The following is a 24,990-nucleotide window of genomic DNA, read 5'->3' as shown; positions in this document are numbered from 1 at the left end:
GGCCCGTACTAAAACATGATATGCAGGACACTATGGCCAGATCTTCTTTTTTTCTTGATTTCAGTTTGCTGAGAAGCAATGCGCATTTTCGCGCGATTTTCTGCGCCCGCATGCTGTCGGTGTTTTCCCTCGGCATGCTGGCGGTGGGGGTGCCGATTCAGATCCAGGCGATGACCGGCTCCACGTTGCAGGTGGGCGTGGCGGTGGCGCTGGACGGGGTGGGCATGTTTATCGGCCTGATGCTGGGCGGGGTACTCGCCGATCGCTACGATCGCCGCAAGCTGATCCTGTTCGCGCGCGGCACCTGCGGGCTGGGTTTTGTCGCCCTGAGTCTGAACGCCTTCGCCCCGGCGCCTTCGCTGTGGGCGCTCTACCTGCTGGCGGCCTGGGACGGGTTTTTCGGCGCGCTGGGCATGACGGCGCTGATGGCGGTGATCCCGCTGCTGGTCGGGCGTGAAAACCTGGCGGCGGCGGGGGCCTTGAGCATGGTGACGGTGCGCATCGGTGCGATCCTGGCGCCGGCGCTGGGCGGGATTATCATCGTGTTCGGCGGCGTCGGTCTCGCCTTCGCCGTCGCGGCGGCCGGGACGCTGGGCACCCTGGTGCCGCTGGTGCGCTTGCCGACGCTGCTGCCGCAGCAGCAGGAGCCGGAACACCCGCTGCGCGCGCTCGCCAGCGGCTTCCAGTTTGTCTGGCGCAATAAGGTGGTCGGTTCGGTAGTGCTGCTGGGGATGTTGATGAGCATCGTCGGCGCCGTCAGGGTGCTGTTCCCGGCGCTGGCGCAGGACGCTTACCACGTCGGCGCGTCCTCAATTGGCCTGATGTATTCTGCGGTGCCGCTCGGTGCGATGCTGGGCGCGCTGACCAGCGGTTGGGTGGGGCGTTTCTCTCGCCCTGGCGTGCTGATCCTGGCCGCCGCTATCGTCGCGTTCACCGCCATCGCATCGCTGGGGCTGTTCAGCCATCTGGCGCCGGCGCTGTTGGCGCTGGTGTGCTACGGCTATGCCAATGCCATCGCCTCACTTCTGCAGTTCATGCTGATCCAGAGCAACACGCCGGACCATCTGCTGGGGCGGGTGAACAGCCTCGGCACCGCACAGGACGTGACCGGCGATTCGATCGGCGCGCTGGGGCTCGGCGTTCTGGGCAGGATGTTTACCCCGTTGATGAGCGTGCTGTCGTTCGGTGCGTTCGCCGCCTTGTTGGGCGTGCTGGTGGCCTGCAGCGTGCGCACGCTGCGCCAGTGCCGGCCGGCAGACGCGTTGGTCGAGCACGATGAACCCGCTCCGGCAACCTCAGCGGCGGCGGACAATTAACCCCTTATGGCACCGGCGGCTCCGGCCGGTGCTGTTCGCCCCAGTGGCACATCATGTCGATCACCGGGATCAGCGAACGCCCGCGCTCGGACAGGCTGTACTCCACCTTGGGCGGGATCTGCGGATACTCCTTTCTCACCACTAGCCGATCTTTTTCCAGCTCTTTCAGCGTCGAACTCAGCGTCTTGTACGAAATGGTGCCGATACAGCGCTGCAGTTCGTTGAACCGCAATACCGGCTTATACAGCGCCAGCCAGTAAAGAATAATCATTTTGTATTTGCCGTTGATCACCGACAGCGTATAGCCATAGCCGGTGTCTTCGAGGCTGATGCCAGTTGGGCTGCAGCGGGATTCGGCGGTCATTTACACTTTCTCCAAGGTAAGTATGTGTCGTGAGTGTGCGTATTTTACATTCTGTCAGCATACCCTAAGATGCGTCGAAACACCTGACTGGAGAACTCAGTATGAAAACCTTGGTGGTCGTGACCCATCCCGATATGGCGAACTCGGTGGTCAATAAACGTTGGCTGGAGGAACTGCGCCGCTATCCGGCGCTGTATACCGTGCACGAACTGCATCAGGCCTATCCGGACTGGCAGATCGACGTCGCCAAAGAACAGCAGTTGATTGAAGCGCATGACAACATCGTGCTGCAGTTCCCGATTTACTGGTTCAGCAGCCCGCCGCTGCTGAAAAAATGGCTGGACGACGTGCTCACCTACGGCTGGGCCTACGGTTCCCGCAGCGGCTATAAGATGCAGAACAAGAAACTGGCGCTGGCGGTCACGGCGGGCGTGCGCGCAGAAGATTACGCGCGTGAAGGGCGCTATCGCTACTCGCTGGAGGAAATCTTCCGGCCGTTTGAAGTCACCGCCGGTTACGTGCGGGCCGACTATGCTTCGTTCTTTGCCTTTTACGGCAAGGAAGCCGCTTCGGACGGGGCGGCAGAGCAGGTTCAGCAGCACGAGCTGGACAGCAGCGCGCAGGGCTATCGGGCATTTCTCGCTGCCCTGAATTAACGACACGCCCCTGATGCGCCTGATAGTGCTGTTGCGAATGTCCGGGGAGGAATATGATTACCGTCTCCTATGACTCGCCGGTGATAACCCCATGCCTTCGGCCGAAACGTTTATTGCTTTTCTTGTTGCACTCACTCTCCTGGGCCAGACATGATGCTCACGCTGGCCCGGGGTATCGGCCTAGGCCGCCGCATCGCGCTGCTCAATTCTCTTCGTTATCTCGGTACTGACGCAGTCCGATTTGGTGGCGATGTTGCCGGAGCGGCTGGCGCGCAACCACCCTTTATTGCAGCAACTCAAGCCGCCGTTGGCGGTGCCGGGTTTTGAAATGACTATGCTGTGGCACGAACGATTGCATCGGGATCCCGCTCACCAGTGGCTGCGCGAACATATCGTGCGTTCAGTGTGAGCGGAAACAGCGCGGGAAATTACATGAACAGGAAGCGGTCGGCCAGCGGAACGCCACGCTCAAGGCGCGGTGGCAACGCGTCGTCACGATCGTCAGGCTGGGCAGCCTGTGGTGCGGTGTCTTCGGCTTTTTCGATCATCAGCTCGCCGAGCAGGGCCAGAAAACGAGTGATCTTTTGCATATTCCCTCCGGGGCAATGATTAACCTGAGAATGATAGTAATCGCCGCCTAACCGAATGGGAAAAACTTAAAACTCATATCCTAAGAACCGGATCGCATATCGCCTGACCGGGCGACGGTTATCCATCGCCCGGTGAATAGCTTAGAAGGTGACGTTAACCTTGGCCCACAGGGTGCGGCCCGGTTCATTCACCGCGCTGTTGGCCGAATAGCCGAAGGCGCTGTTGCCCGCCAGGTTGAGGTGCTCGCTGTAGGTCTTGTTCAGGATGTTATCCAGACCGGCGCTCAGCTTGACGTTTTTATTCACCTTGTAGGCGGCGTTGGCGGAGAGCACGCCGAAGCCGGCGCTTTCGGCAAAGTCTTTGCCCACCACGTTGCCTTCGTTGATCGCCACGCGGTTTTGGCTGCTGACCAGACGCCACAGGCCGGTGCCGCTCCAGTCGCCGTACTCGTAGGTCAGCCCCAGGCGCGCTTCCAGCGGCGGGATCTGCGGCAGCGGGCGGCCGTCGCGGGTGTTTTTACCCCAGGAGTAGGCCAGGCTGGCGTCGGTTTTCCAGTGTTCGCTCAGCTGGTAGCCCATGCCCATTTCGCCGCCCATGATGTTGGCGTTGACGTTGTCGGCCTGGCTGAGGCGCGCGTTGTGCGGATCGTATTTGAACAGGATGAAATCATCGACGCGGCCCAGGTAAGCGGAGACCCAACCGTTGAAGCGCTTGCCGTTGTACTGCGCGCCGATATCAAGCTGCGTGGTTTTCTCGCTCTTGACGCTGGAGAACGGATCCTTGCTGCCGTTCGGGCCGAGCTTCGGCGAGAACAGCTCCCAGTAATCCGGGAAACGCTCGGTATAACCGACGCCGGCGTACAGCATCAGCGGCAGCTCGGCCAGCGTGTGCTCAAGGCGCATAAAGCCGCTCGGCAGGGTGTCGGAACGCTCCGCATCGCCGCCGTTGCGGAAGTTTTCCACCAGGATGCGATCGAGACGCGCGCCGCCGATCAGTTTATCCTGTTCGCTGGTGGACCAGGTCAGTTCGCTGAAGGCGCCGTAGCTGTTGAACTGGGCGTCTTTTTCCCAACTGCCGCGGCTCATGCTGCGATGGGTGTTGGTTTGGGTGTCCAGGCCGCTTTCCAGCTTCACGTCCTGCCACTGCCAGGTGCCCATCACGCGGCCGCCGACGGTACGGCGATCGAGCTGCATCGTCATGCCGGAGGACATCATATGCCCGCCGTGGCCGCCCATGCTCATGCCGCCATGGCCGCCGCTGCCCGGCGAGCGCAGGGTGACGTTGTCCATCACGTGGTTGGCGTAGTTGTAGTAGACCTGCGCTTCCAGCTTATCCAGCACCTCGCCGATGTTGGATTTTTCCACCCGCATGCCCAGGCTTTCGCGCTTGAACTGCGAACCGTCCATGCTGCGGCCGGCATAGCGCGCTTCGCCGTTGCCGCGGCCCATGGTCACTTCCAGCAGCGTATCGTTGTCCGGCGTCCAGCCGAGCGCCAGATCGCCGTTCCATTTGTCCCAGCGCGACGGCACGCGCGTATGGGTGCCGTCCTGATAATCGTTGGCGCGGGATTTGTTGGCCATCACCCGCAAGTAACCTTGCTCGGCGCCGAGGCTGGCGTCGATATTCTCGTCCCAGCGGCCGTTGGAACCGGTCAGCACGCTGGCGTTGCCTTTGACGCCCGGCTTGTCGAAGCGCGGGCGTTCACGTTCGAAACGCACGGTGCCCGCCGACGATCCCGGCCCCCACAGCACCGTCTGCGGCCCTTTGGTGATGGTCAGCAGATCGAAACTTTCCGGCGAGATATAAGAGGTGGGCGCGTCCATTCGCGATGGGCAAGCGCCCAGCATTTCCGAACCGTCGGTGAGGATCTTCAACCGCGAACCGAACATGCCGCGGAACACCGGATCGCCGTTGGTGCCGCCGTTGCGGATCTGAGAAAAGCCGGGAATGGTTTTCAGATAGTCCGAACCGTCACTGGCGGGCACCGGCTGGCGCGGAGTTTTCGGTGACGTCACGATGGTCAGCGGAGAGTAGAGTGGTGCGGTGACGGTGATCACGTCGCCATCATTAACCTGTGTGTCGGTAGGGTGCTGATGCGCCTGCGCCGCGTGGCCGGCCAGCAGGAACAGCGGCATGGCGGTGGTAATGGCGCGGGTGGCGGCGTTCTTTTTATAAACGGGTTTAAACATCATCTTTCCTTAAGCTAACTTTTTCCGTTCTTGGCCGAGGGATTATTCAGGCGTGGGGAGGCCTGGCGAAAATCACCATCGGTAAATACGGGGGTTAATTCCCTGAACGTGGAAATAACCGGGCTAATAATGTCGTCTCGATGATTAACCATTGGGCGAATTAATTCCGCCGGGTTGAAGCGATCAACGGCAATACAGAGAACGGCAATGGGCTTATTGTTAAATCAGAGGAAAGAGACGGGCGGCGCGCGCGGCTGTAATTCGGTGTGAACGACGTGGGCAAACAGGGGAACGAGATAGTGGATCGGCGGCGGGCGTGAAGCCAGCGGCAGGGACCAGAACAGCGGGGCGTGGCTCACGTCCAGCAGCGGCGCATGCAACAACAGCACGCAGTAGCCGCAGGCGCTGTCGTCCATCATCATCGCCATGTTGTGGTGGCCGCCTCCGTGCTGCATCAGCGGCTGCGCGGCTTTTTCAGGTTCAGGCGACGGCGAGTGCATCTCGTGATGTATCGGCATATCCATGCCGCAATCCGCCATGACGGTCGTTCCAGCACTTCCGGCGCGTACATGCTCCAGGGATCGCGAGATCACCGGCGCAATGAACAACATCAGAATGGCAAACATCCCTAACCAGGCGGCGGCCCGATTTCGCGATGCATGGGGCTGAATTAACGACACAATCAACCTAAAAAAGGGTTAACACAGGGTAGGGAATTGTACTGGTTTATGTCGAAATGTTAAAACCTTTTATTTCTGGTCAACGGCCTGTTGATGAATATATTATCGGATAAGCGCGTTAATTTTGGCCAAAGGCTATTTTTACTGCGCCAATAACATAACGGGGAAAATATTAATGACGGAAGAACTGGCGAGCACGATTATTCCGCTTTATGACGAATATGCCGCCGCCTGGGAACGCCTCAGACCCATCACGCTGTTTGAGCGGCCGTGGCTCGACCGCTTTTTACAGCTTACCCCGGCCAATGCACGGCTGCTCGATCTCGGCTGCGGCAATGGCGCGCCGATCGCCGCCTATTTTATTGAACAAGGGTATCGAGTCACCGGCATCGACGGTGCGCAGGCGATGATCGCGCGCTGCCGGCAGCGTTTTCCACAGCAGGAGTGGCGGCAGATGGATATGCGCCAGCTGAATCTGGCGACAAGATTCGACGGCCTGCTGGCCTGGGACAGCTTCTTCCATTTGGCGCGCGACGACACGCCAAGCCGAATGCCGCACTGATGTTCACCAGCGGCCCTGCAGACGGCGTGGCGATCGGCAATTTCGAAGGCCAGCCGCTGTTTCACGCCAGCCTGGCGCCTGAGGAGTATACGCGCTTGCTGCAGGAGAACGGCTTCCGCGTGGTTGATCATGTGGTGGAAGATCCCGCCTGCGGGGGAAGAACGGTCTGGTTGGCGCAAAGCATTGAGTGACAATGTCACGTGCAGGTTCTTCGGAACCTGCACGTTAACGTTATTTAGCGCTGACGCGCCAAACGGTATTGCCCACATCATCCGCAATCAGCAGGGCGCCAGCCCTATCGACCGCTAATCCAACCGGTGCGCCATAGAGTTCCTTCTCGTCGTCGGAGACAAAGCCAGTGACCACCGCTTTGAGTTTACCGACCGGCTTGCCTTGCTCAAACGCCACGTAGCTGACCCGATAGCCGTTCAGCGGCGAGCGATCCCAGCTGCCGTGCTCGCTGACAAAGGCGCCGCCGCGATAGTCGGCCGGCAGAGCGCTCGCGGTGTAGAACAGCAGCCCCAGCGGCGCGACGTGCGAGCTGAGGGCGTAGTCCGGCTTGATGGCTTTCGCCACCAGATCCGGCCGCGCCGGCTGTACCCGACGATCGACGTGCTGGCCGAAATAGCTGTAAGGCCAGCCGTAGAAGCCGCCGTCCTGCACCGAGGTCAGGTAGTCCGGCACCAGATCGGCGCCGATCTCGTCACGCTCGTTGACAATCGCCCACAGCTTGCCGCTGTGCGGTTCCCACTGCAGCCCGGTCGGATTGCGCAGGCCGCTGGCGAAGATGCGGCTGGCGCCGGAGGCGGTGTCCACTTCCAGCACGGCGGCGCGCCGGTACTCTACGGCCAGGCCGTTTTCGGTGATGTTGCTGTTGGAGCCGACGCCGACATACAGCTTTTTACCGTCCGGGCTGGCCAGCAGGGCCTTGGTCCAATGATGGTTGATGGTGTCCGGCAGATCGGCCAGCTCTTTACCCGGATCGCTGATGCGCGTTTCGCCCGGCTGATAGGCGTACTGCATGATATTGCCGGTGTTGGCCACATACAGGGTGTTGCCAATCAGCTGAACGCCGAACGGAGAATCGAGCCCCTCGAGGAAGACATGCTTTTCCCAACTGCCGTCGGCGGTTGGGCGCAGCAGGGTGATGCGGTTACCGCCTTTTCCCCCTTTACCTGACTTGCCCTTAACCAATCCGGCGATCAGCTGCTTGGGCGTGCTGACCGCTTCGGTGCCCGGCCCGTTGGCCTCCACCACCAAAACATCGCCGTTGGGCAGGGTAAGCAACTGACGCGGGTGCAGCAAACCGTCTGCCACCTTGTCAATTTTCAAGCCTTCGGCGACTTTGGGCATCTGGTTTTGCTGCCAGCCCACGCCCTTTGGCACCTGCATCGGCGGCATCAGGAAGTCTTGCGCCGCCGGCAACGCCGGATCCGGCCCCATTTGTTGTTCCGGCGAAATGACGGCGCTGTTATCGCAGCCGACCAGCGCCAACACGGCCGAAAGCGCAATCGCAATGGATGATAGCTTCATGAAAACCTCCTTATTTTGCGCGGGCGCTCACGGCCAGCAGAATGTTGGCGAAGCTCAGCAGCGCGACCACGATCGCAGACAGCACCAGGCCTTGCGGCACCACGGCATACGCATCCCGGCTATGCACGAAAGCGTTGATAATGGCAAGAACGATGGCCAACAGATTCAGCCAGAAATGGAGCTTGACCGATGAGCCCTGTAGCCGGCCGCTGCCGAACCACACCTGCACCAGGTTAATCAGCCGGGGAATAATGGCAAAAATCAGGCCGATGGCGATCAGCCAACTGGCACCATTGACCCATTGAATATTCGCCGTGCAGGCATAGATGATGTCGAAAATGAGCGCCGCGGTAAAAAATCCGTAGGGTATCGGATTGAGCCATTCATAGACGGCCACCGCGGCCGCTGAAGGCCTTGCTGTCGTTTGCGTGGTCATACGGTTATCTCCATGAAAAATGATAGATAAAAAAGGCGTTGGCCCCTTAAAGCTTTGTTCAGATTCACCGATTTGAACAATTTTGATTCTCATTTTTAGCATGCGATGTTAAAACCGAAACCGTCACTACGGCATTATCAATGGCTTAGCCACATCTGGAGGAAGGGCATGAGTGTAGAGCGCGTTCAGCGATTTCTGGCCGAGCACGCGCCGGAAACGGCGGTGACGGTGCTGGCAAAGAACACCGCGACGGTAGCGCTGGCGGCGGAAGCCTTTGGCGTGGAGGGCGGGCAGATAGCCAAGACGCTTTCGTTTCGCGTGAACGACGGCGTGGTGTTGTTGGTGATGGCGGGAACCGCCAGAATCGATAACAAGAAGTACAAGCAATTTTTTGGCGTAAAGGCACGCATGCTGCCGGCGGAGGAGGTGGAGGCGCTGACCGGCTATCCGCCCGGCGGCGTTTGCCCCTTTGCCGCTCCGGCAACGGTGAGAGTTTACTGCGATCGCAGCCTGTGCAGCTACAGTGAAGTGCTTCCGGCAGGCGGCAGCGATAACTCAGGCGTGAGAATTGCGCCGCAGCGGCTGGCCAGCATCACCGGAGCAGAATGGATTGACGTGACGGGGTAACTTTAAGTGACGATGTCACAATTGTGTTATGTTAAATCCAATGCGTTACCTCGTGATTAATATGCTGTTTTAACTGGAAAAATCACTAGTCCATCGGATTGTGGCAAACTGCCTCGATATTGTGGCCATCCGGGGCGATCACAAATGCCGCATAGTAGTGGGCATGGTAATTGGGCCGTAAACCGGGCGCGCCATTGTCTTTGCCGCCGGCTTTTAGCGCGGCGTGGTAGAACGCATCGACCTGCTCACGGCTGCTTGCGACAAATGCCAGGTGTAGGTGTGCCGGCTTTTCGTCGGTTTGAAACAGGCACAATGACACATTACCCCCATCGGGACAAAGTTCGACGCCATAGCCGGGCTCGCCTTCGGCAACGATCTTTACGCCCAGCGGCGCCAGCGCATTGAGGAAAAACGCTTTGCTGAGGGCAAAGTCGCTGACGCCAAATTTCACATGATCAAACATGGAGAGGCTCCTGGAGCGTGGAGGAATATTCCCATTCAGTATAGCCAACGCCGTGGTGGGCGCCGAAAGTGATGAAACGCGCGCCAATGCGCATTTAGCGTGCAAATACTGCCCGCTTATATGACGCGTTTGGGAGAAATCTGCAGTATCGTAGCCGCCACGTTTTATCAGATTTCACGTAGCGCGATCAAAAAAGCAGGGGATTTTTGGCCAATATCGGCAGGTATGCGCCATTGGAAACCATGCCCGGTCATCATTATTGGAGTGGAAAATGTCAGCGCGCATCATCACGATCCCAACGATTGGTATATTGCTGGAGGTTGAAAGTCTGCCGGCGTTGGATAGCTTGAATGATAGGATGCGTGACATGGGATATACGCCGCGTGGCGAGAACGGCATTGCCGGCAGGCGTTACGACATCAAGGGAAACGGCAAACGCACGCATCACGTGCATGCATTTATTGCGGGAAGTGAACAGGCGATCGGGCATTTGGCGTTCAGAGATTATCTGCGCAAGCATCATGGTGTTGCTCAGCAATACGCGGCAATCAAATACCAGGCAGCAGAAGACTGCCGGCAAAACCCAGCGGCTTATGGCCGGTTGAAAAACTAATTTATTCAACGGCACGAGCAGTTGGCGCTGGCCTGGTTGGCCACAGAAGAAACCCCATGAATCAGGCCTGGACGCATAATCTACATACCCGCACTTAGGTGCGCATAATGTATATTATGTTAAATATCCAATCGTTCAGGGACTGATGCAAAAGCAAGTGACGTCCCCAGGAACCTGTCGATACCCTTCTCTCTCGCCGTTAGCACCGCCAATGATACTGCCATCGGGTCGTAAGGCCCACTCACTACCGAGTAGACTGGGAAACACGTATTGGGTCGATGTCCAAGCAGCAAAGGCTGCCAGGCGGATCATGCAAGGGACACATCGCTCACAATGAGTTCGATTATAGGAGCGGAGCCGCCCACAACTTGTTAAAAACTCGCTCAAACTCGACCAAATATTACTACTGGCTGATATTAGCTCGGTTAGGCAAAGCACAACAAACAACTAAGAAGTGCGCCTCAAAAAATTAATTGTAAGGCGCCCCCCCTAAAACACATTTATTCTGTTATATTTCTTGGCAACATAGAAACAGATGCTTGAGACAATCCTGCGCGCTTGAATTTATACCGCATATATGTTGACACTTCCATCTCATGGTTTGACAACAAAATCTGACGATCTGAAAGCTCTACCCGTAACAAATCACTTAACGAAGCAATGTTAATCTCATCCATTGACTGTACTGGATCATCAATCAGTATAAATGGATTAAGCGCATATACCCTATTCAATGTTAGGAAAAATGCCAAACCTAATGATGCGATTTGCCCACTACTCATAGACAGGATTGCATCATGATCAGACTTCAGCGCAGTATTGAATTTGAGTATATCTCCTTTACCGCTCACTATAAACAAACCTAACCCACGCTGATAATTCTGTATGAGTCTTCCACTATATATATGGAATAACAGCTCTATATCACCAATAGTCTTTTTCGCATACTGCTTCGCAGTTTCGTCCAATTGCTTCCTAAGCTTAACAATTTTTGCTTTTATTTTTTTGCCAGCTTCAATCCTAGAACTGAGCTTATCAAGCTCCGCTACTTTGGACTTGTACTCTTCGCTTTTGAATTTAGAATGAGCGGCTCTGAGATAGGATTCTTTATTTTCAAAATCCGAAACACTAAGTGAGGTTATATCTGATGCGTTCAAGAAAGCCATCTCTAAGCTAGATGACCAGTCTAAAGGGAGCACATCCTTTTCTGGTTTTTTAGCTGTCGCAATAATCCCCTTTGCTTCATTAAACCGTAACAGCAGAGCTGCATCATCAGCCGTAAAACTAAAATCTTTTGATACGCCATAATTTTCCAACTGCAAAGCCACTTCACTTATGATTGAGAACTTAGATTCTGCTGCTGTGAGAGCCTTAAAAAGCACACTATCGAAATCTTTTGCGACTAGGTCACGCTGCTGTGTGAATGCTGTTATCTGTAAATTTAGTAAGTCCTGTATTGACCTTACTGTCTCCTCCAGCTTCTGGGCAGAAGCATCTATTTCAGATCGAATTCTTTCCGCATTATTTACAGCGGCTTCCTCTAACGCAGCGTAAGTCGCCCATGAGAACCCACAGAATGGACAACCGGAAATTTCCAAATCTTCACATTCTTGGTGTTGCCGCAGCAACTCTGCATGAGCATTTAGCAAATTTACAAGCTTTGCGTTCTTAGCTGCATTATCAGATTTAATTAGATCCCGAGCCTCAATGAGACTATTTACACCAACCAAATCAGCAGCATTCTTGAGACCGTTTAGGTCTATTTTATTTATCTCTGAAGCTGGTCTTCTGAATATCAAAATATCATGATCCAGCCCTACTAGCGTTGACTCTTTTACTTTCAGACCTTCATATCCAGCTACTTCAGAACCCAACTGAAGAGCCAACTTTATATCGACCTCTCTTTTTAAAAACTCATCAATATTACTATTAGCCTTTCTCGTCAGAACCTCATCAAAGTTCTGATATATTCTAAATATATTCCGTAATTCACGTATCAGAGTTTCAATATCTGTATCATTTACAGCCGATAGAGGCTGTTCAACATCCCAACCAGGTGACGGCAGCGCGGTACTTAACCGCTTGAAGTCAAAGGTATTCTCGGTATCTTGAAACTGACCACTAAGCTGTTTAATTTTTTCATTCAACTCAGCTTGGAGGTCAGTATGCACTTTCCCAGTATAAGATTCCGTAATAATACTTTCTAACACGGAGCAATATGATATCTGTCTCGTCAATTTATCGGTATTAATAAGATGCTCAATGCCTTTTTTTCTTTCAGTGGCATCCGTCGAGTACAGGTATCTATTCTGCCCTTGCTCAAGATAGTTCAATAAAGAGAAATTTTTTAAGAAGTTCTCTCCTAGAATACTCTCTAATGCTTTAGAATCAAGACTCTCTCCAAACTTATTGGAGTCAATACTGCTTATTTCATAAAGCTTAAAAATAGAGAAGTTATCAGGTGCATTATTATCCGGGTTCGATAGGTCCGCTATGGTAGCAACACGAGCTAGGAAAATTGACTCTCCTGAATCTTGATTTATGAGCTCAGCTCTAATAGCGATGTCGCCTTCTTTATTTCTATTCCAGTATATATTTTCTTCAAATTGTTTTTTGCGCGAACGTTTCGCAACTGTTGCATCATTTGTATTGATAATTCTTTGTATAACGCCAGTAAACAAAAGCTCCAACGCATCAAATATGCTAGTTTTTCCAAAACCATTGGGGCCATCCAAGGTAATCATGGAGGCAGCTCGAAAATCAATAGATGCATTTTCAAATGGCTTGAAATTTTCAATCTTAAGGCTGGATATTTTCCATTTCTTCATGAATCAGAGTCTCGATTAGTTTGTCTGCTTCAATCCCAGATGCAGAAGCATTAAAGATTTTGAGATGAAGATCGGTCAATTTTTTCTCGGCGAGTGCTTCCTCTACATAAATATCAATCGGCTTCAGTGAGCTTTCCTTAACAGGAACCTTTACAAATGGAAGCTTTATAAAAATTCTCGCCGCGACACTATATAATGTAGGCGATAGCGGTTGATCTCGATATTCTGCAAACATACTATCATCGACAACCATCGCTGAAACGCTTTCGAAGTTGTGTCCCTCTAACAACCTAAGCTCTTCTTCGCTGTAATAAAGAAAATATTTTTTAAAATAATATGGATTTTCTTCAATACCAAACACCTTGCTCTCAATTCCATTAAAATCAGCTCGACGCCTTAATTTATGCAAAATAATCAGATCGGTGTTTTTATCGAAAGCAGGATCAGATTTGAATGCTTCAGGAGCATACAGTAACACTAATTTATTCAGCACCTGCGGTGATGGTATATTTCCACACTCAACCACAGCGAGGAATCGCTTCCTATCTCCACTATCCTGACTAAAATAATTCAAAGACTTATAATCAACACCTTCAAGGCCAGCTAAATTTTCTCCTGCCGAATACTCTATGGTGACGTCATCTGCTTTGGAATAGTCACTGGTATTAAACAAAGTAAACTCATGTTTCAAGGCAGCCTGTAGAACAATATCTTTAATCATTCAACTTCACCCTCGCCTCTTCCTTTGAAATTATTTTTGCATCAAAGGCTTTAGTTATTTTGTTACGATCCTTACCCATCAATGAAAACTCATCTTCTACAGCATCCCGCGAAGCTCCGGTAGCTGCACAAAATCGCTCAGCTGGTGAAAAAATATTTGCTCTAGCTGCGATTAGCCATTGATATTCAACTAAGATATCTATCAGTTCTGGATCGCTTTTCAGCTGCTCCATTAGATCTTCAGCAAACCTATGCTCCCGTCGAGCATTGTCTGCCGAAATTGCTGTTGGCAAATAAAAATCTCCGGCAGAACACCTGTAGTAAGGAGGCTTTTGCTCACTCAGTGGTGCTTTATCTATATCGTAGATCACATCCACATAATCATAAACACTGTTCTCACTCACGACCATTGTGGAAGATCCAAAACATAACGACTTCCACAACCATATAAATGGAGTATCACCCAACTCTTTAATCTGATCGTAAACATTTGCAACTTTTTGAATAACAGTTCTATCTGCTGTTTTTTCCATTGTATTGGTATACGCATACAATGATTTACAAACGGCCATCCTGGCTTGGAACATTTTGTATACAATGTCGTCTTCATGGGTAGCGGTGAGGTTTAATAACTCTACAATCTTCTCACTTTTTAAAGTCTGAGTAAACGCGGCTTCTGCGGCGCTCATTAACCCATCCTGATTGCACGCGTGTATATATATTACTTGAGCGGCAATATGACTCTGTAAAGCCTCGAACTTCAAATTCACTAAAAAAGCACTACAAGGTAACTCTTCGGAGACCAAGTACCTCTCAATTTTTGATTTCGTTTTTTCTTCAATATCTTGGAGATAGCAGTAAGGCAGTCCATCGTAAGTATAAAATTTAACGACATTCTCATTGCTGCCAACAAAATCAGAAGCATCATCAAGGCGCGCAGATGTATGAAAATATCTTTTGGTATTCTTATCACACAACATATAAGTAGATGCAGCTTTTTCGAGAGCCTCCTTATAGGCAGCTCTTTTATCATCTGCTAGCGCTTTTACCTGATGCGTAGAAACTGCAATTCCATTTTCAATTATCGCAAAATCATCAATGCTGTCGATTTGCAACTCAAACGACATTTTATTGAGCACACATTCTATGGAATGATAAAGCGCTAAATGCCCTTGATAAATAAACCCACTCCATGTAGGTGCAGCTGTATGAGGATGGGAGGAAGCCGATTTCGACATGCAATATGTCCTAGGAAAATTTAGAGACAGAGTCAGAAGTAACCTTCTAACTCAGTAGAATATGATCCTAATTTCTGTATCCGATGTTTAGATTTTTTGTTTATCGTGCAGCTTTTCTAAGACCTGTCTTCTTTCCATGGATGATTTTGGATTCCAGTAATCTAGTGCTAATCTATGTAGCTCATGTTGAGTGTTAAGCAATGATTTTATCAAAAATAAGCAATTCTATTGCAATTATTAATCGGCTTGTTTTATTTGGTTGACTTTTTACTTCGGTCCCATACAATTTTAAATTGTCTAAATGCAGGTCGTGTGTTAATAATTCGCACACTATCAGGTTTAATTTTAAATTCTTTTAAAATATCCGACTGGGTTAGATTGGATTGACATCCAATGATAACTTCTTTTAACTTAATTTCGTTACTAAATGACTGAAAATACAATCCATTTTCTGACATAAGTTTTTTTATTGGAATTATAATTCTATGCTCTTTTTCATAATTCCAATGATAAAACTTTGTTGTTAGTAATTTATTGTCCTTGTCCTTAGAATTAATTAACTCGTACTTAAGACGATATTTTACATAAGAAACCTTTTTTAATAGTTTGTTATCTATATCAAACCCTAGACAAATACCCTTATGATTTTCCGCGTAGTGGGCCCACTGAACAGGATCTTGCCAATCTTCACTAAAGCATATTAATCCATGAGAGGATGAGAATTGGTCTTTTTCAAATTGAATGGCTTTTCTGACATTTCTGTCGGATAGTTCCACACCTAAAAGTTCAAATGGATCATTCAAATTATTGAAAGTTGATATTTTTAACCTGGATAATTTAATATTTTCTAACCCATGCTCTGATTTGGTAAAATAATAAACCCTCATGTTGCGAACTCTCACTTTGGTAAAACATGTTCTTAACTTAATCTAGAGAAATTAAAAAGTAAATAGCTGAATTCTATTTACAATGTTTTTTGTTCAATTTCGTCCTCTTGAATTAGTGTCAGTCATGCCAGATTACGAAAACTTAGTCCGTGTGTTATACTACTACTGTATGAATTTAATAAAATAAATCAAAATCCTAACATATTATAGCAAGGATAACGTCTAACGACTCGATCTGTGTTTGCAAAAACGTATGATTTCCAGCCGGGAAACGCGGGCAAGACGAGCTGTCACGCTTATCGATTTATAAGCCAGCTTATTATGACGGCGGTGGAAATCAGTTTGTGTGATAATCACATCTGCCACACACTATAATTTCACTAGGTGACTATTTATTGAAAAAATAATCTTACTTTGCGCCGAACAGCATCTGTTAGCATGGTCATCACTATCGTATAAGAAAAAGTAGGAATAACTGGAGTTGATATACGCTACCGCCCTCAGGTTCAGTGCACCCCGCATGCGGCCTCCAATTCATCAATGAATTAAGATTGCCATGAAGGTTAATAAAATCAAGTAGCAACGTTTAAAATGATGAGCTGTGACAGCTTTTATTTAAGTAAAGATTAATAAATAATCACTTAAGATTTTGAGATGATCCAGTTCATTTTTTCTGTCTTAAGGTCGCTTTTGCTCAAAGATTGAATTCTCAGTTAGTGGCTAAGGTATTCGTCAAAATGTACGAATCACCGCTGAGCGTTCATCCGAGACGCTCTAAGCATATTATCAGCGACTTTGTTATTGACCATGCATTCTTTCAATTGGACTTGGCTTGGCTAAGCTACTCTGCAAAATGGGTCAAAATGCCCTCCTTTTTGATCGCGCTACGTGAAATCTGGCAAACTCCGGCAGTCAATCTGCACCAGAATGACACTCGTGAGACCTGATTATTCCCAGGACTCCTTCTCATAAGGCTTTTAGTTCTCATCAAACCTCAAAAGTGACGCCGTCACCAAAAAAAAGCCTCACGCCAGTTTTTCCCCCAAATGCGACCGCCGAACCCGCAATTCCCCGTGCCGCCAGGCGCCGTCTGCCGTGGCGCGATTGTCGATCAGGCGATTCAAGGCTTCTTCAACCAGCCGGTCGATGCGTTGGCTATAGCTGGTCAACGCCCAATTGGCTGAGCCGGCCTCATCGATATCGTCGAAGCCCACCACGGCCATCGCGGACGACGGCGCCGTTTGCCTGAGCGCTTCGAGCGCCCCCAGCGCCAGCACGTCATTCTCGCAGAACAGCGCCTCAACCCGCTCGCTTTCCGGCGTTGCCTGCAGGTATTCGCTCATCAGCTGGAAACCGCGTTGGCGATCGTAGTGGCCGGCGGTGAGCACCCGATCCAGTTGAAAGCCGGCGGCCATCAGCCTGTCGCGGTAGCCTTCCATGCGCAGTAAATGGCTGCTTTGCGTGTCCGGCCCCTTCATGTAACCAAAGCGCCGATGCCCTTGTTCTAGCAGCAGCGCAGCGATCTCTTCGCCGGCGCGGTAGCCGTCGATATTGACCACATCAATGTGTTCGCTTTCAGTATTGCGGCACACCTGCACCAGCGGGATCTGATGCAGATCTTGCGCAATCGCCGCCCACTCTTTGGTTAACACCGTCGCCAGGAACAGAATGCCGTCGACCTGCAGCTGATCGGCCATCGCCATCACCGCCCGGTAGTTTTCCCCCGCAGTGATGTTCAGCAGCAGCGCCATATAACCGCGAGTTTGCAGCTGTTTGGTGACCATATCGAGCATCATCATCGAATGCGGGTTCTTCATCTCGTCGATGGCCACGCCAATGATGTGCGTGCGTTTTTGCGACAGGCTGCGCGCCAGCAAGTTTGGCCGATAGCCCAGCTCAGCCGCCGCCGCCAACACGCTATCACGCGCGCTGTCCGAGATCGACGCGCCGGGCGTAAAGGCGCGCGATACCGTCCATTTAGAGACGCCTGCCTTTTCGGCGACGTCGCTGGCGGTGGCTTTGTGGTGTTTTTTCATGGTTGCGTCGATCCCTGCTTCGGTGAAGTTAAACTATACCCTGCTCGCTCAAATCCCCTAAGCGCCTGCCGGCATATCAGCTGCAATTATGTATCGTTTTTGCACCCGGTTGCAATTTATTGTGCAACCGGGTGCAAAGCGTAAAGAGTTTGTGATCGTCCGCGCTGTTTTCACCTTTCCCCTGTTGACCGAATTTTATCCATGGCCGACATTCACGCTGGCATTCAGAGACTCATCGCCGTTTTTTCTTCTGATTTGCACCCGGTTGCAAAAACGCTGTTTTTACATAACACCTCTCTTCTCAACAGGATACCGTAATGAAAAAAACCAGACTGCTGTTGATGTTAGCCTGCTCGCTGTTTGTCGTGACCGCTCAGGCCAAGAGCTATCAGGTCGGCGTGGCGCTGGCCAATTTCGATCTCAACTTTGTCTCCATCCTGCGCAGCCAAATGGCGCGAGAACTGGCTACGCAACAACTGCAAGGCCAGTTCGTCGATGCCAAAGGCGATGTCGCCCTGCAGGTGCAGCAGGTAGACGATCTGATTAATCAGGGCGTGGACGCCATTATCCTCAACCCGGTTGATACGCAAGGCGTCCAGCCGATGATAGCGGCCGCCAAACGCGCCGCTATCCCCCTTATCTTCGTCAACCGCAAACCCGAAGTGCGGCTGAGCGGCGCGACGGCCTACGTCGGCTCCGATTCGGCGCTCAGCGGCCGCCTGCAGATGGAGGCCCTGGCGAAAAAAATGAATTACCGCGGCAACGTGGCGATCCTGATGGGCGCCCTCTCCAACGAAGAAACCCGCGAACGCACCCGCGCGGTGGAGGCGGTGATCGCCAAACACAAAGACCTGAACGTGGTAGAGAAACAGACCGCCAAATGGCAGCGCAATGAAGCGGTCGACGTGGTTTCCGGCTGGTTGCTGAACGGCGTACCGATCGATGCGATCGCCGCCAACAACGATGAGATGGCCATCGGCGCGATCATGGCGCTGAAGCAGGCCAAAAAGAACGGCGTACTGGTTGCCGGTATCGACGGCACGCCCGACGGCCTGCAATTTATCAAAAATGGCGACCTGGCGGTGACCATTTTCCAGGATGCCAAAGCCCAGGCGATCGGCGCGGTACAAGTGACCCGAGCGATGTTGGATCGCGCCAAAACCGAGTCTTACAACTGGGTGCCTTATGCCACCGTGACGCGAGAAAACTACCCGCAATTTGCACAGATGAACCAGAAATAAACCGTTGCCACTCTCTTTTCAACCCGTTTTGCACCCGAGTGCAAAACCACAATATCAGGAGTCAGCATGTTAAATGGTGAAAGAAGCATCTCTCGCCCGCTGCGTTGGGCGATGATCGGCGGCGGCCGCCTCAGCCAGGTGGGCTACAAGCATCGTTCCGGCGCACTGCGCGACAATACCGCCTATCGGCTGGTTGCCGGCGCTTTTGATATCGACGCGGCGCGCGGACGTGAGTTTGGCGTCAATCTCGGTGTGCCCACCGAACGCTGCTATGAAGACTATCAGCAGTTGCTGAAACAAGAGGCCAACCGCGAAGATGGCGTTGAGGTGGTGACCATCGCCACCCCTAACGGCACCCACTATGAAATTACGCGCGCCGCGCTGAATGCCGGCCTGCATGTCATCTGCGAAAAACCGCTGTTCTTTACCACGGCAGAGGCAAGAGAAATCAAGGCGCTGGCGGCGGAGAAAGGCCTGATCGTCGGGGTGACCTACGGCTTCTCCGGGCATCCGCTGCTGATGCAGATGCGCGCCATGATCGCGAACGGCGACATCGGCGAAATACGCATGGTCGAATTGCAGTACACCCATGGCTTCAACGCCAATGAAAGCGCGGACACGCTCGAGGCGCAAAAGTGGCGCGTCGATCCGAAAATCGCCGGCCCCTCCTTTGTGCTGGGCGACATCTCCACCCACACCTTCTACATCTCACAGCTGGTCATGCCCGACATGAAAATTGCCTCCCTGCTGTGCGATCGCCAGAGCTTTATCCCTTCCCGCGCCCCGCTGGAAGACAATGCCATGGTGCTGATGCACTACGAAAACGGCGCCGTCGGGCGCATGTGGGCCTCCGCCATCAACGCGGGCGCGATGGACAGCCAAAGCATCCGCGTGGTGGGCTCACGCGCCAGCCTGCAATGGAGTGATTCCACACCCGGCGAATTACGCTATGAGATCCAGGGGCGGCCCAGCCAGACGCTGCACCACGGCATGCCCTATCTGGACGACAGCGCGCTGGCCGAGGAACGGCTCGGCGCATTGCATACCGAAGGGCTGGCCGAATCCTGGGCCAATATTTACCTCAAGTTCGCCATCGCCATCAGCGCCAGTCAGCGCGGCGATCGGCAGACGCTGGCCGCGCTGATCTATCCGGATATCGATGCCGGATTGGAAGGCGTGCGCTGGATTGAGAACTGTGTTCGTTCCGCCGACAACGGCGCCACCTGGGTTAATTACCAATAAGGAAAGCACCATGAAACTTTCGTTCTGTACCGACAGCCTGAGCCATTTACCCTTCGAGCCGATGCTGGATCGGCTGCTGGAGCTGGGGGTGCGCGGTGTGGAGATGACCACCGGCGGTTGGTCCCCGGCGCCCCATCTGGATACCGAGGAACTGCTGGTCAACCCCGACAAACGCCGGCGGCTGCAGCAAGCGCTGGCTAGCCGCGGCATGGAGATCGCCGCGCTCAATGTCTCCGGCAATCCGCTCGATCCGGGCGAGCTGGGGCAGCGTCATCTGCGCCAAACCGACAATACGCTGGAGCTGGCCGGCCTGCTGGGAGTGAAGAAGATCGTGATGATGAGCGGCCTGCCGCCGGCCAGCCCGCATGACACCATCCCCAACTGGATCACCTATACCGTCAGTTGGCCGCCTACGGTGAAAAACTGTCTGGACTATCAATGGAATGAGGTGGCGATCCCCTATTGGCAGGCGCTGGTCGCCCGAGCCAAAGCGTGCGGCGTCGAGCGCTTTGCGCTGGAAAACTTCAGCGCCATGCTGGTGTGGAACCCGGAAACGCTGTTCCGGCTGCGCGAGGCCGTTGGCCCAATGGTGGGCCTGAACCTCGATCCCAGCCACTTGATCTGGATGGGGGCGGATCCCATCGCGGTGGCTCGCGCCCTCGGCCCCGCCATTCACCATGTACACGGCAAGGACGTGCGCCTGGAGCGCGGCGTCGTCGAGATCAACGGGCTGCTGGAGACCAAACCGATAGACGAGGTGGCCGGCCGGGCCTGGAACTATGTCGCCGTCGGCTGCGGCCGGGATCTGCAGTGGTGGAAGGAATTCTTCTCGGTGGTGCGCATGATGGGTTACAACGACTGGGTGTCGCTGGAGATGGAAGACTTGACCATGTCGGTCGATGCCGGCATCGCCTCTTCCGTTCAGGCGCTGCAGCAGACGATCAGCCAGTAGCCTCAGGCGCGGCGGCTACGGCCGCGGCGCCCCCTTTCACGCCGGTTCACTCGCCCCGGCCGGCATTTGCCGCCGATACTGCGACGGCGACTGCGCCATCATCCGTTTGAAGGCGGTGCTGAACGCGCTTTCAGAGCCATACCCCAACGAGTAGGCGATCGACGCGACGTTTTCTTTACCGGCCCGCAGGCGATCTGCCGCCTTCAGCATACGCCAATGCGAGAGGTATTCCATGGCGGTGCTACCAACCAGCCCTTTGAAACGTTGAGCGAATAGCCGGCGATGCGGGCCAGCTCTTCCTGCGTTCCCCACGGCGTCGAGCTGATCGCCGGCCGCACGGCGACGGTCAGTCTCAAGGATAACGGGGAATAATCCGCCGCTAACCGTATCGATGGGCTTTATGGCGTGATGGCCAACTTAATCACGCCATCGCGTTTCTCCGCGAACAACGCGTAGGCCTCTGCGATATTCTCCAGCCGAAAGCGATGCGTCACGAACGGCCGGAGATCCAAGCCGCCATGCTGGATGACGCTCATCATTCTGCGCATCCGCTCCTTTCCGCCCGGGCACAATGCCGTGCGAATAGTATGATCGCCTAACCCATAGGCAAGTGCACTCACCGGCAGATGGAGGTCTTCGCTATAAACGCCAAGGCTGGATAAGGTGCCGCCGGGTTTTAACACCCGCAGCGCTTGATTGAAGGTGGCTTGCGTCCCCAAACACTCGATGCTGGCGTCCACACCACGCCCCGCCGTAATCTTGAATATTTCATCAATCACATCGGTTTCCTTGTAATTCAGCAAGAAGTTTGCCCCCATCTTTCCCGCCATCATCAGCTTTTCGGGAGAGCTGCTGATGGCAATAATCAGGCTGGCGCCCTGCAGACGAGCGCCCGCAGTGGCGCATAAACCGATCGGCCCCTGGGCGAAGATGGCCACCGTGTCACCAATTTTAATGTTGGCATTTTCCGCGCCTTTAAAACCGGTAGACATCACATCCGGGCACATCAGCACCTGTTCATCCGTCAGACCGTCCGGTATGAGCGCCAGATTGGCTTCAGCATCAGGCACCAGTACATATTCAGCCTGGGTACCATCGATAACATTGCCGAAGCGCCAACCCGCCGTGGCTTTATATCCGTGGCAACGGCATTCCGGCAAATAGGCTCCGTCCTGGGCAGGAAATCCATCCTGGCAGGCATAGGATGTAAAAGAGGGGCAAATGGCGCCGGCCAACGCCCGCTGCCCTTCATTAAAGCCTTTAACATTGCTCCCGAGCTTTTCTATAATCCCAACCGGCTCATGACCCACGGTCAATCCGTGAGGCACGGCATATTCGCCCTTAAGAATATGAATATCGGTACCGCAGATTGTCGTCGTGGTTATTTTGAGCAAAGCATCGTTGGGGCCAGGAGAAGGAATCGGTTTTTCAATGAGTTCTATTCTCCCCCTGTCGATAAAGGCGGCGGCTTTCATCATGCGCATGGTGGAAGATCCTTTGGTTTCTGTCGAGGTAATTACAAGAAAGAATAATCAAAACGGTTATTTTTTCTATTTTAATTTCTTGTAAAGTAATCACTTTCATCAATAATTCCAATAGCGAAGTAAAATAAGAAATATAATTAACCGAAGAATTAATCCCACCCCGACAAACTATTTACCTTCATCTTTTCGAGTAGAGCATCGCTTAAGAAAAGAATGGTTAACACCCTAGCGAAAGCCGCATAACTTCTCTTTCTAAATACCCTGCGCTAAGCGAAAATATGCGTTATCTGATTGATAGAACATGCAGGAAACGCCATGTCACGATTCACCCTCATCCCGCTGAGCCTGGCACTTGCCGGCTGCGCGCCATTGCAACCTGATGGCTGTGAAAAAGCCAGTGCGGTGAACGATTGCGTCTATGCCTGGCGTGCAGGCAGCAATGTTCCAGCGGCAAAGCAACCGCCTAATCTGGGATGCGACGGCCAAGTCTTTTATGAGCGGCCATACTATTCCGCCTCTGCGAAGGCTGAAAAACGTGAAGGCGAAGTGAGCGCGACGTTTGATGTTGATGATAAGGGTAAAGCCAGAAATATCGTACTAACGGGCACCCCGGAGTTCTATCGCGACACCAAAAGCGCTATCGCACGCAGCTGCTGGATACCAGGCAGCGTTAATGAAACAGCGTTGTTTACTTTTAAACTCTCTGGTGATGCTGAAGCCAACCGATAAGCGCAGGATAGGTTTCCTTGCAACAGTTGACTTAACGGGGGTCGGCGGCATTCGCCGCCCTTACAACATCCACTCGATCGGCAGCCAGCCGGCCACGGTGAGAACGATGCGTTTTACCCAGCCGGCGCCGGGTTCTTGCTGGTGCACCTCGGTGTGGCCGTCTTCGAAGGCTTCGTTCCACACCATTTTACCCTTGGGCGTCAATGTCGGCCGGTAGGCGGCATACTCGAGCGGGCCATCAAACAGTTGGCGGGTGTCGGCCGCCAGCGTCGGGCTGTCGATCAAAAAGCCCATTTCGCAGTTCAGGTGCGCCGAGCGCGGATCGAAATTGAACGAACCGATAAACACCCGCTTATCGTCGATGGCGAAGGTTTTCGCGTGCAGCGCCGCGCCGGACAGCCCCAGCGGTTTGAGTTCCTTGCGCCCCGTCGGTTGGCCGGCGCGCAATTTCAGCTCGAACAGCTCGACGCCCGCCTGCAGCAGCTCACGGCGGTATTTGGCGTAGCCGGCATGGACCACCAGCACGTCGGTGGTGTTCATCGCGTTGGTCAGCACACGGATGGATTTCCCCTGTTTGGCAAGCGATTCAAAAAAGCTCGCCCCTTCCCGGCCCGGCACGAAATAGGCGGAGACCAGCTCCAACTGCTGGTTGACGCCGCCGATGATCTTGCTGAGCTGCGTCACCATCAAACGATCGCGCGACGCTTTGCCCAATCCCTTCGCCGGATCGTCGGCCACCAGCTCGACCTGGGTGAATTCCGGTTGCACGGCGCCATCGCGAAAGCGCACCGCACTGGTTTCCAGCTGCACCGCCAGTTTGCGGGCCCGGTCACTGCTTTCGGTCGCGGTGGCCTGCGTCAGGAAAGCAGAAAGATTGCCTTTGCCTCGGATAATTTGCTCAACGCCAAACACCGAAGCGCTGTTCCAGTAGCGATCGAAGACCTCGGCGGTTTCCGCCACCCCGTTACCGACGCTCAACACGTCGAGATCGAGGAAATAGTTTTCGTCGCCGACCTGGAAATACTCGTCGCCGATGTTGCGGCCACCGATGATCGCCACAGCGCCATCGACGATATAAGACTTGTTATGCATGCGCCGGTTCATGCGCATAAAGTCAAAGGCGTAGCCGGCCAACTTCGGCGTGCGCACGGTTGATGGGTTGAACAGACGGATCTCGACGTTTTCCTGGGCGTTCAGCGCCGCCAGGGTCTCGTCCATGGCGACGCCGTTATCGTCCAAGAGCAGCCGCACGCGCACGCCGCGCTGGGCGGCGTCATACAGGGTTTTCAGCAGGATCTGCCCGGAGGTGTCGTTATGCCAGATGTAATACTGGGCGTCGATCGACCTTTCCGCCATTCGCGCCAGCGCCAGGCGGCTGGCGAACGCATCGTGGCCGCTGACCAGCGGCACCACGCCGCTCAGGCCCGGATACGCCGCCATCAGTTCGGCGGCCCGCGCCGGCAATAGCGCGGCAGGATCCGCCGGCAACGCCGCCTGCGGTGAACGTTGGGAAATATCCGGCAAACGAAAGAGGACTCTTGCCGCAATAATGGCGATCGTCACGGCGAGAATCAGATACACGACAATTTTTATCACGGGACGC

Annotated in this window: 23 protein-coding genes and 3 pseudogenes; 11 read left to right on the top strand and 15 right to left on the bottom strand. The window is 53.4% G+C overall.

The window, feature by feature from the left end; translation table 11 throughout:
• The first annotated feature begins 32 nt into the window (after positions 1-32).
• Positions 33-1,316 carry an enterobactin transporter EntS gene (gene entS / locus WFM45_RS08235; RefSeq protein WP_033633024.1) on the top strand — a complete coding sequence of 428 codons (1,284 nt, stop codon included), beginning with the start codon at positions 33-35 and terminating at the stop codon, positions 1,314-1,316.
• A gap of 4 nt (positions 1,317-1,320) precedes the next feature.
• Here entS and WFM45_RS08230 read toward each other — a convergent pair whose 3' ends face one another.
• Entirely contained in the window at positions 1,321-1,680 is a 360-nt protein-coding gene (locus tag WFM45_RS08230; RefSeq protein ID WP_004937947.1) for a winged helix-turn-helix transcriptional regulator, read from the bottom strand.
• 101 nt (positions 1,681-1,781) lie between these two features.
• Here WFM45_RS08230 and WFM45_RS08225 point away from each other — a divergent pair, with 101 nt between their 5' ends.
• From WFM45_RS08225 to WFM45_RS08215, 3 genes and pseudogenes are all read left to right on the top strand, one after another.
• Positions 1,782-2,336, top strand: a complete 555-nt coding sequence (locus WFM45_RS08225) for an NAD(P)H-dependent oxidoreductase (protein WP_033633026.1) — start codon at positions 1,782-1,784, stop codon at positions 2,334-2,336.
• 91 nt (positions 2,337-2,427) lie between these two features.
• Positions 2,428-2,549, top strand: a pseudogene (locus tag WFM45_RS08220) (LysE family translocator); the annotation flags it as partial.
• A pseudogene (locus WFM45_RS08215) lies at positions 2,545-2,745 on the top strand (LysR family transcriptional regulator); the annotation flags it as partial. The pseudogenes WFM45_RS08220 and WFM45_RS08215, both read left to right, overlap by 5 nt.
• A gap of 19 nt (positions 2,746-2,764) precedes the next feature.
• On the opposite strand, the gene WFM45_RS08210 reads toward WFM45_RS08215, so the two are convergent.
• The 3 genes from WFM45_RS08210 to WFM45_RS08200 form a co-directional block, all read right to left on the bottom strand.
• Positions 2,765-2,926: a hypothetical protein gene (locus WFM45_RS08210; RefSeq protein WP_015377897.1), complete on the bottom strand. Its 162-nt coding sequence runs from the start codon at positions 2,924-2,926 to the stop codon at positions 2,765-2,767.
• Positions 2,927-3,067: 141 nt separating this feature from the next.
• Positions 3,068-5,116 carry a TonB-dependent copper receptor gene (locus WFM45_RS08205; RefSeq protein ID WP_443005515.1) on the bottom strand — a complete coding sequence of 683 codons (2,049 nt, stop codon included), beginning with the start codon at positions 5,114-5,116 and terminating at the stop codon, positions 3,068-3,070.
• Between the two features lie 224 nt (positions 5,117-5,340).
• Positions 5,341-5,727, bottom strand: a complete 387-nt coding sequence (locus WFM45_RS08200; RefSeq protein ID WP_232471597.1) for a DUF2946 domain-containing protein — start codon at positions 5,725-5,727, stop codon at positions 5,341-5,343.
• A 244-nt stretch (positions 5,728-5,971) separates the two neighbouring features.
• Between WFM45_RS08200 and WFM45_RS08195 the strand changes: the two are divergent.
• Positions 5,972-6,549 (top strand): annotated as a pseudogene (locus WFM45_RS08195) (class I SAM-dependent DNA methyltransferase).
• A 40-nt stretch (positions 6,550-6,589) separates the two neighbouring features.
• On the opposite strand, the gene WFM45_RS08190 reads toward WFM45_RS08195, so the two are convergent.
• Complete coding sequence (locus tag WFM45_RS08190) at positions 6,590-7,891, bottom strand: PQQ-dependent sugar dehydrogenase (RefSeq protein ID WP_048323501.1); 1,302 nt, start codon at positions 7,889-7,891, stop codon at positions 6,590-6,592.
• 10 nt (positions 7,892-7,901) lie between these two features.
• The gene (locus tag WFM45_RS08185; protein WP_021503704.1) at positions 7,902-8,327 is read right to left on the bottom strand and encodes a DUF2231 domain-containing protein; all 426 of its coding nucleotides are present in this window, start codon (positions 8,325-8,327) and stop codon (positions 7,902-7,904) included.
• Between the two features lie 168 nt (positions 8,328-8,495).
• Here WFM45_RS08185 and WFM45_RS08180 point away from each other — a divergent pair, with 168 nt between their 5' ends.
• Positions 8,496-8,954 (top strand): YbaK/EbsC family protein, encoded by a 459-nt coding sequence (locus WFM45_RS08180; protein WP_016927702.1) that lies wholly within the window; start codon positions 8,496-8,498, stop codon positions 8,952-8,954.
• An 85-nt stretch (positions 8,955-9,039) separates the two neighbouring features.
• Here WFM45_RS08180 and WFM45_RS08175 read toward each other — a convergent pair whose 3' ends face one another.
• Positions 9,040-9,417 (bottom strand): VOC family protein, encoded by a 378-nt coding sequence (locus WFM45_RS08175; protein ID WP_156866007.1) that lies wholly within the window; start codon positions 9,415-9,417, stop codon positions 9,040-9,042.
• A gap of 271 nt (positions 9,418-9,688) precedes the next feature.
• On the opposite strand from WFM45_RS08175, the gene WFM45_RS08170 reads away from it, so the two are divergent.
• Positions 9,689-10,030 carry a GrpB family protein gene (locus tag WFM45_RS08170; protein ID WP_166729994.1) on the top strand — a complete coding sequence of 114 codons (342 nt, stop codon included), beginning with the start codon at positions 9,689-9,691 and terminating at the stop codon, positions 10,028-10,030.
• A gap of 500 nt (positions 10,031-10,530) precedes the next feature.
• Here WFM45_RS08170 and WFM45_RS08165 read toward each other — a convergent pair whose 3' ends face one another.
• The 5 genes from WFM45_RS08165 to WFM45_RS08145 form a co-directional block, all read right to left on the bottom strand.
• On the bottom strand, positions 10,531-12,858 hold the full coding sequence (locus WFM45_RS08165) for an AAA family ATPase (protein ID WP_336955081.1): 2,328 nt from the start codon (positions 12,856-12,858) through the stop codon (positions 10,531-10,533).
• Complete coding sequence (locus WFM45_RS08160) at positions 12,830-13,579, bottom strand: ABC-three component system middle component 1 (protein WP_336955080.1); 750 nt, start codon at positions 13,577-13,579, stop codon at positions 12,830-12,832. The genes WFM45_RS08165 and WFM45_RS08160 overlap by 29 nt, the downstream gene beginning before the upstream one ends.
• A complete protein-coding gene (locus WFM45_RS08155; protein ID WP_336955079.1) occupies positions 13,572-14,816 on the bottom strand; it encodes an ABC-three component system protein in 1,245 nt (414 codons plus the stop codon). Before WFM45_RS08155 ends, WFM45_RS08160 begins: the two co-directional genes overlap by 8 nt.
• A gap of 251 nt (positions 14,817-15,067) precedes the next feature.
• Entirely contained in the window at positions 15,068-15,703 is a 636-nt protein-coding gene (locus tag WFM45_RS08150; RefSeq protein ID WP_336955077.1) for a DUF2971 domain-containing protein, read from the bottom strand.
• A gap of 1,025 nt (positions 15,704-16,728) precedes the next feature.
• On the bottom strand, positions 16,729-17,739 hold the full coding sequence (locus tag WFM45_RS08145; RefSeq protein WP_336955075.1) for a LacI family DNA-binding transcriptional regulator: 1,011 nt from the start codon (positions 17,737-17,739) through the stop codon (positions 16,729-16,731).
• Between the two features lie 317 nt (positions 17,740-18,056).
• Here WFM45_RS08145 and WFM45_RS08140 point away from each other — a divergent pair, with 317 nt between their 5' ends.
• From WFM45_RS08140 to WFM45_RS08130, 3 genes are all read left to right on the top strand, one after another.
• The gene (locus WFM45_RS08140; protein WP_103085276.1) at positions 18,057-18,980 is read left to right on the top strand and encodes a substrate-binding domain-containing protein; all 924 of its coding nucleotides are present in this window, start codon (positions 18,057-18,059) and stop codon (positions 18,978-18,980) included.
• A 66-nt stretch (positions 18,981-19,046) separates the two neighbouring features.
• On the top strand, positions 19,047-20,222 hold the full coding sequence (locus WFM45_RS08135; RefSeq protein WP_082996796.1) for a Gfo/Idh/MocA family protein: 1,176 nt from the start codon (positions 19,047-19,049) through the stop codon (positions 20,220-20,222).
• A 10-nt stretch (positions 20,223-20,232) separates the two neighbouring features.
• Positions 20,233-21,174: a sugar phosphate isomerase/epimerase family protein gene (locus WFM45_RS08130; RefSeq protein WP_166729990.1), complete on the top strand. Its 942-nt coding sequence runs from the start codon at positions 20,233-20,235 to the stop codon at positions 21,172-21,174.
• A 36-nt stretch (positions 21,175-21,210) separates the two neighbouring features.
• On the opposite strand, the gene WFM45_RS08125 is transcribed toward WFM45_RS08130, so the two are convergent.
• Positions 21,211-21,486: a helix-turn-helix domain-containing protein gene (locus WFM45_RS08125; protein WP_336955072.1), complete on the bottom strand. Its 276-nt coding sequence runs from the start codon at positions 21,484-21,486 to the stop codon at positions 21,211-21,213.
• Between the two features lie 86 nt (positions 21,487-21,572).
• Complete coding sequence (locus WFM45_RS08120) at positions 21,573-22,658, bottom strand: NAD(P)-dependent alcohol dehydrogenase (protein ID WP_336955070.1); 1,086 nt, start codon at positions 22,656-22,658, stop codon at positions 21,573-21,575.
• 315 nt (positions 22,659-22,973) lie between these two features.
• Here WFM45_RS08120 and WFM45_RS08115 point away from each other — a divergent pair, with 315 nt between their 5' ends.
• Positions 22,974-23,387: an energy transducer TonB gene (locus WFM45_RS08115; protein WP_060559667.1), complete on the top strand. Its 414-nt coding sequence runs from the start codon at positions 22,974-22,976 to the stop codon at positions 23,385-23,387.
• 60 nt (positions 23,388-23,447) lie between these two features.
• Here WFM45_RS08115 and WFM45_RS08110 read toward each other — a convergent pair whose 3' ends face one another.
• Complete coding sequence (locus WFM45_RS08110) at positions 23,448-24,983, bottom strand: phospholipase D family protein (protein ID WP_336955067.1); 1,536 nt, start codon at positions 24,981-24,983, stop codon at positions 23,448-23,450.
• Between the last annotated feature and the right edge of the window lie 7 nt (positions 24,984-24,990).

Source organism: Serratia sp. KG1D, assembly GCF_037150675.1.
In the GTDB taxonomy this organism is placed as follows: domain Bacteria; phylum Pseudomonadota; class Gammaproteobacteria; order Enterobacterales; family Enterobacteriaceae; genus Serratia; species Serratia nematodiphila.
This window is presented reverse-complemented; position numbering and strand designations above follow the sequence as displayed.

Coding starts and splice junctions, on each gene's coding strand:
- WFM45_RS08190 (WP_048323501.1), bottom strand. CDS start 7,891: ATGAAGCTATCATCCATTGCGATTGCGCTTTCGGCCGTGTTGGCGCTG.
- WFM45_RS08180 (WP_016927702.1), top strand. CDS start 8,496: ATGAGTGTAGAGCGCGTTCAGCGATTTCTGGCCGAGCACGCGCCGGAA.
- WFM45_RS08130 (WP_166729990.1), top strand. CDS start 20,233: ATGAAACTTTCGTTCTGTACCGACAGCCTGAGCCATTTACCCTTCGAG.
- WFM45_RS08145 (WP_336955075.1), bottom strand. CDS start 17,739: ATGAAAAAACACCACAAAGCCACCGCCAGCGACGTCGCCGAAAAGGCA.
- WFM45_RS08225 (WP_033633026.1), top strand. CDS start 1,782: ATGAAAACCTTGGTGGTCGTGACCCATCCCGATATGGCGAACTCGGTG.
- entS (WP_033633024.1), top strand. CDS start 33: ATGGCCAGATCTTCTTTTTTTCTTGATTTCAGTTTGCTGAGAAGCAAT.
- WFM45_RS08165 (WP_336955081.1), bottom strand. CDS start 12,858: ATGAAGAAATGGAAAATATCCAGCCTTAAGATTGAAAATTTCAAGCCA.
- WFM45_RS08135 (WP_082996796.1), top strand. CDS start 19,047: ATGTTAAATGGTGAAAGAAGCATCTCTCGCCCGCTGCGTTGGGCGATG.
- WFM45_RS08185 (WP_021503704.1), bottom strand. CDS start 8,327: ATGACCACGCAAACGACAGCAAGGCCTTCAGCGGCCGCGGTGGCCGTC.
- WFM45_RS08170 (WP_166729994.1), top strand. CDS start 9,689: ATGTCAGCGCGCATCATCACGATCCCAACGATTGGTATATTGCTGGAG.
- WFM45_RS08160 (WP_336955080.1), bottom strand. CDS start 13,579: ATGATTAAAGATATTGTTCTACAGGCTGCCTTGAAACATGAGTTTACT.
- WFM45_RS08155 (WP_336955079.1), bottom strand. CDS start 14,816: ATGTCGAAATCGGCTTCCTCCCATCCTCATACAGCTGCACCTACATGG.
- WFM45_RS08115 (WP_060559667.1), top strand. CDS start 22,974: ATGTCACGATTCACCCTCATCCCGCTGAGCCTGGCACTTGCCGGCTGC.
- WFM45_RS08140 (WP_103085276.1), top strand. CDS start 18,057: ATGAAAAAAACCAGACTGCTGTTGATGTTAGCCTGCTCGCTGTTTGTC.
- WFM45_RS08120 (WP_336955070.1), bottom strand. CDS start 22,658: ATGCGCATGATGAAAGCCGCCGCCTTTATCGACAGGGGGAGAATAGAA.
- WFM45_RS08150 (WP_336955077.1), bottom strand. CDS start 15,703: ATGAGGGTTTATTATTTTACCAAATCAGAGCATGGGTTAGAAAATATT.
- WFM45_RS08175 (WP_156866007.1), bottom strand. CDS start 9,417: ATGTTTGATCATGTGAAATTTGGCGTCAGCGACTTTGCCCTCAGCAAA.
- WFM45_RS08205 (WP_443005515.1), bottom strand. CDS start 5,116: ATGTTTAAACCCGTTTATAAAAAGAACGCCGCCACCCGCGCCATTACC.
- WFM45_RS08210 (WP_015377897.1), bottom strand. CDS start 2,926: ATGCAAAAGATCACTCGTTTTCTGGCCCTGCTCGGCGAGCTGATGATC.
- WFM45_RS08200 (WP_232471597.1), bottom strand. CDS start 5,727: ATGTTGTTCATTGCGCCGGTGATCTCGCGATCCCTGGAGCATGTACGC.
- WFM45_RS08230 (WP_004937947.1), bottom strand. CDS start 1,680: ATGACCGCCGAATCCCGCTGCAGCCCAACTGGCATCAGCCTCGAAGAC.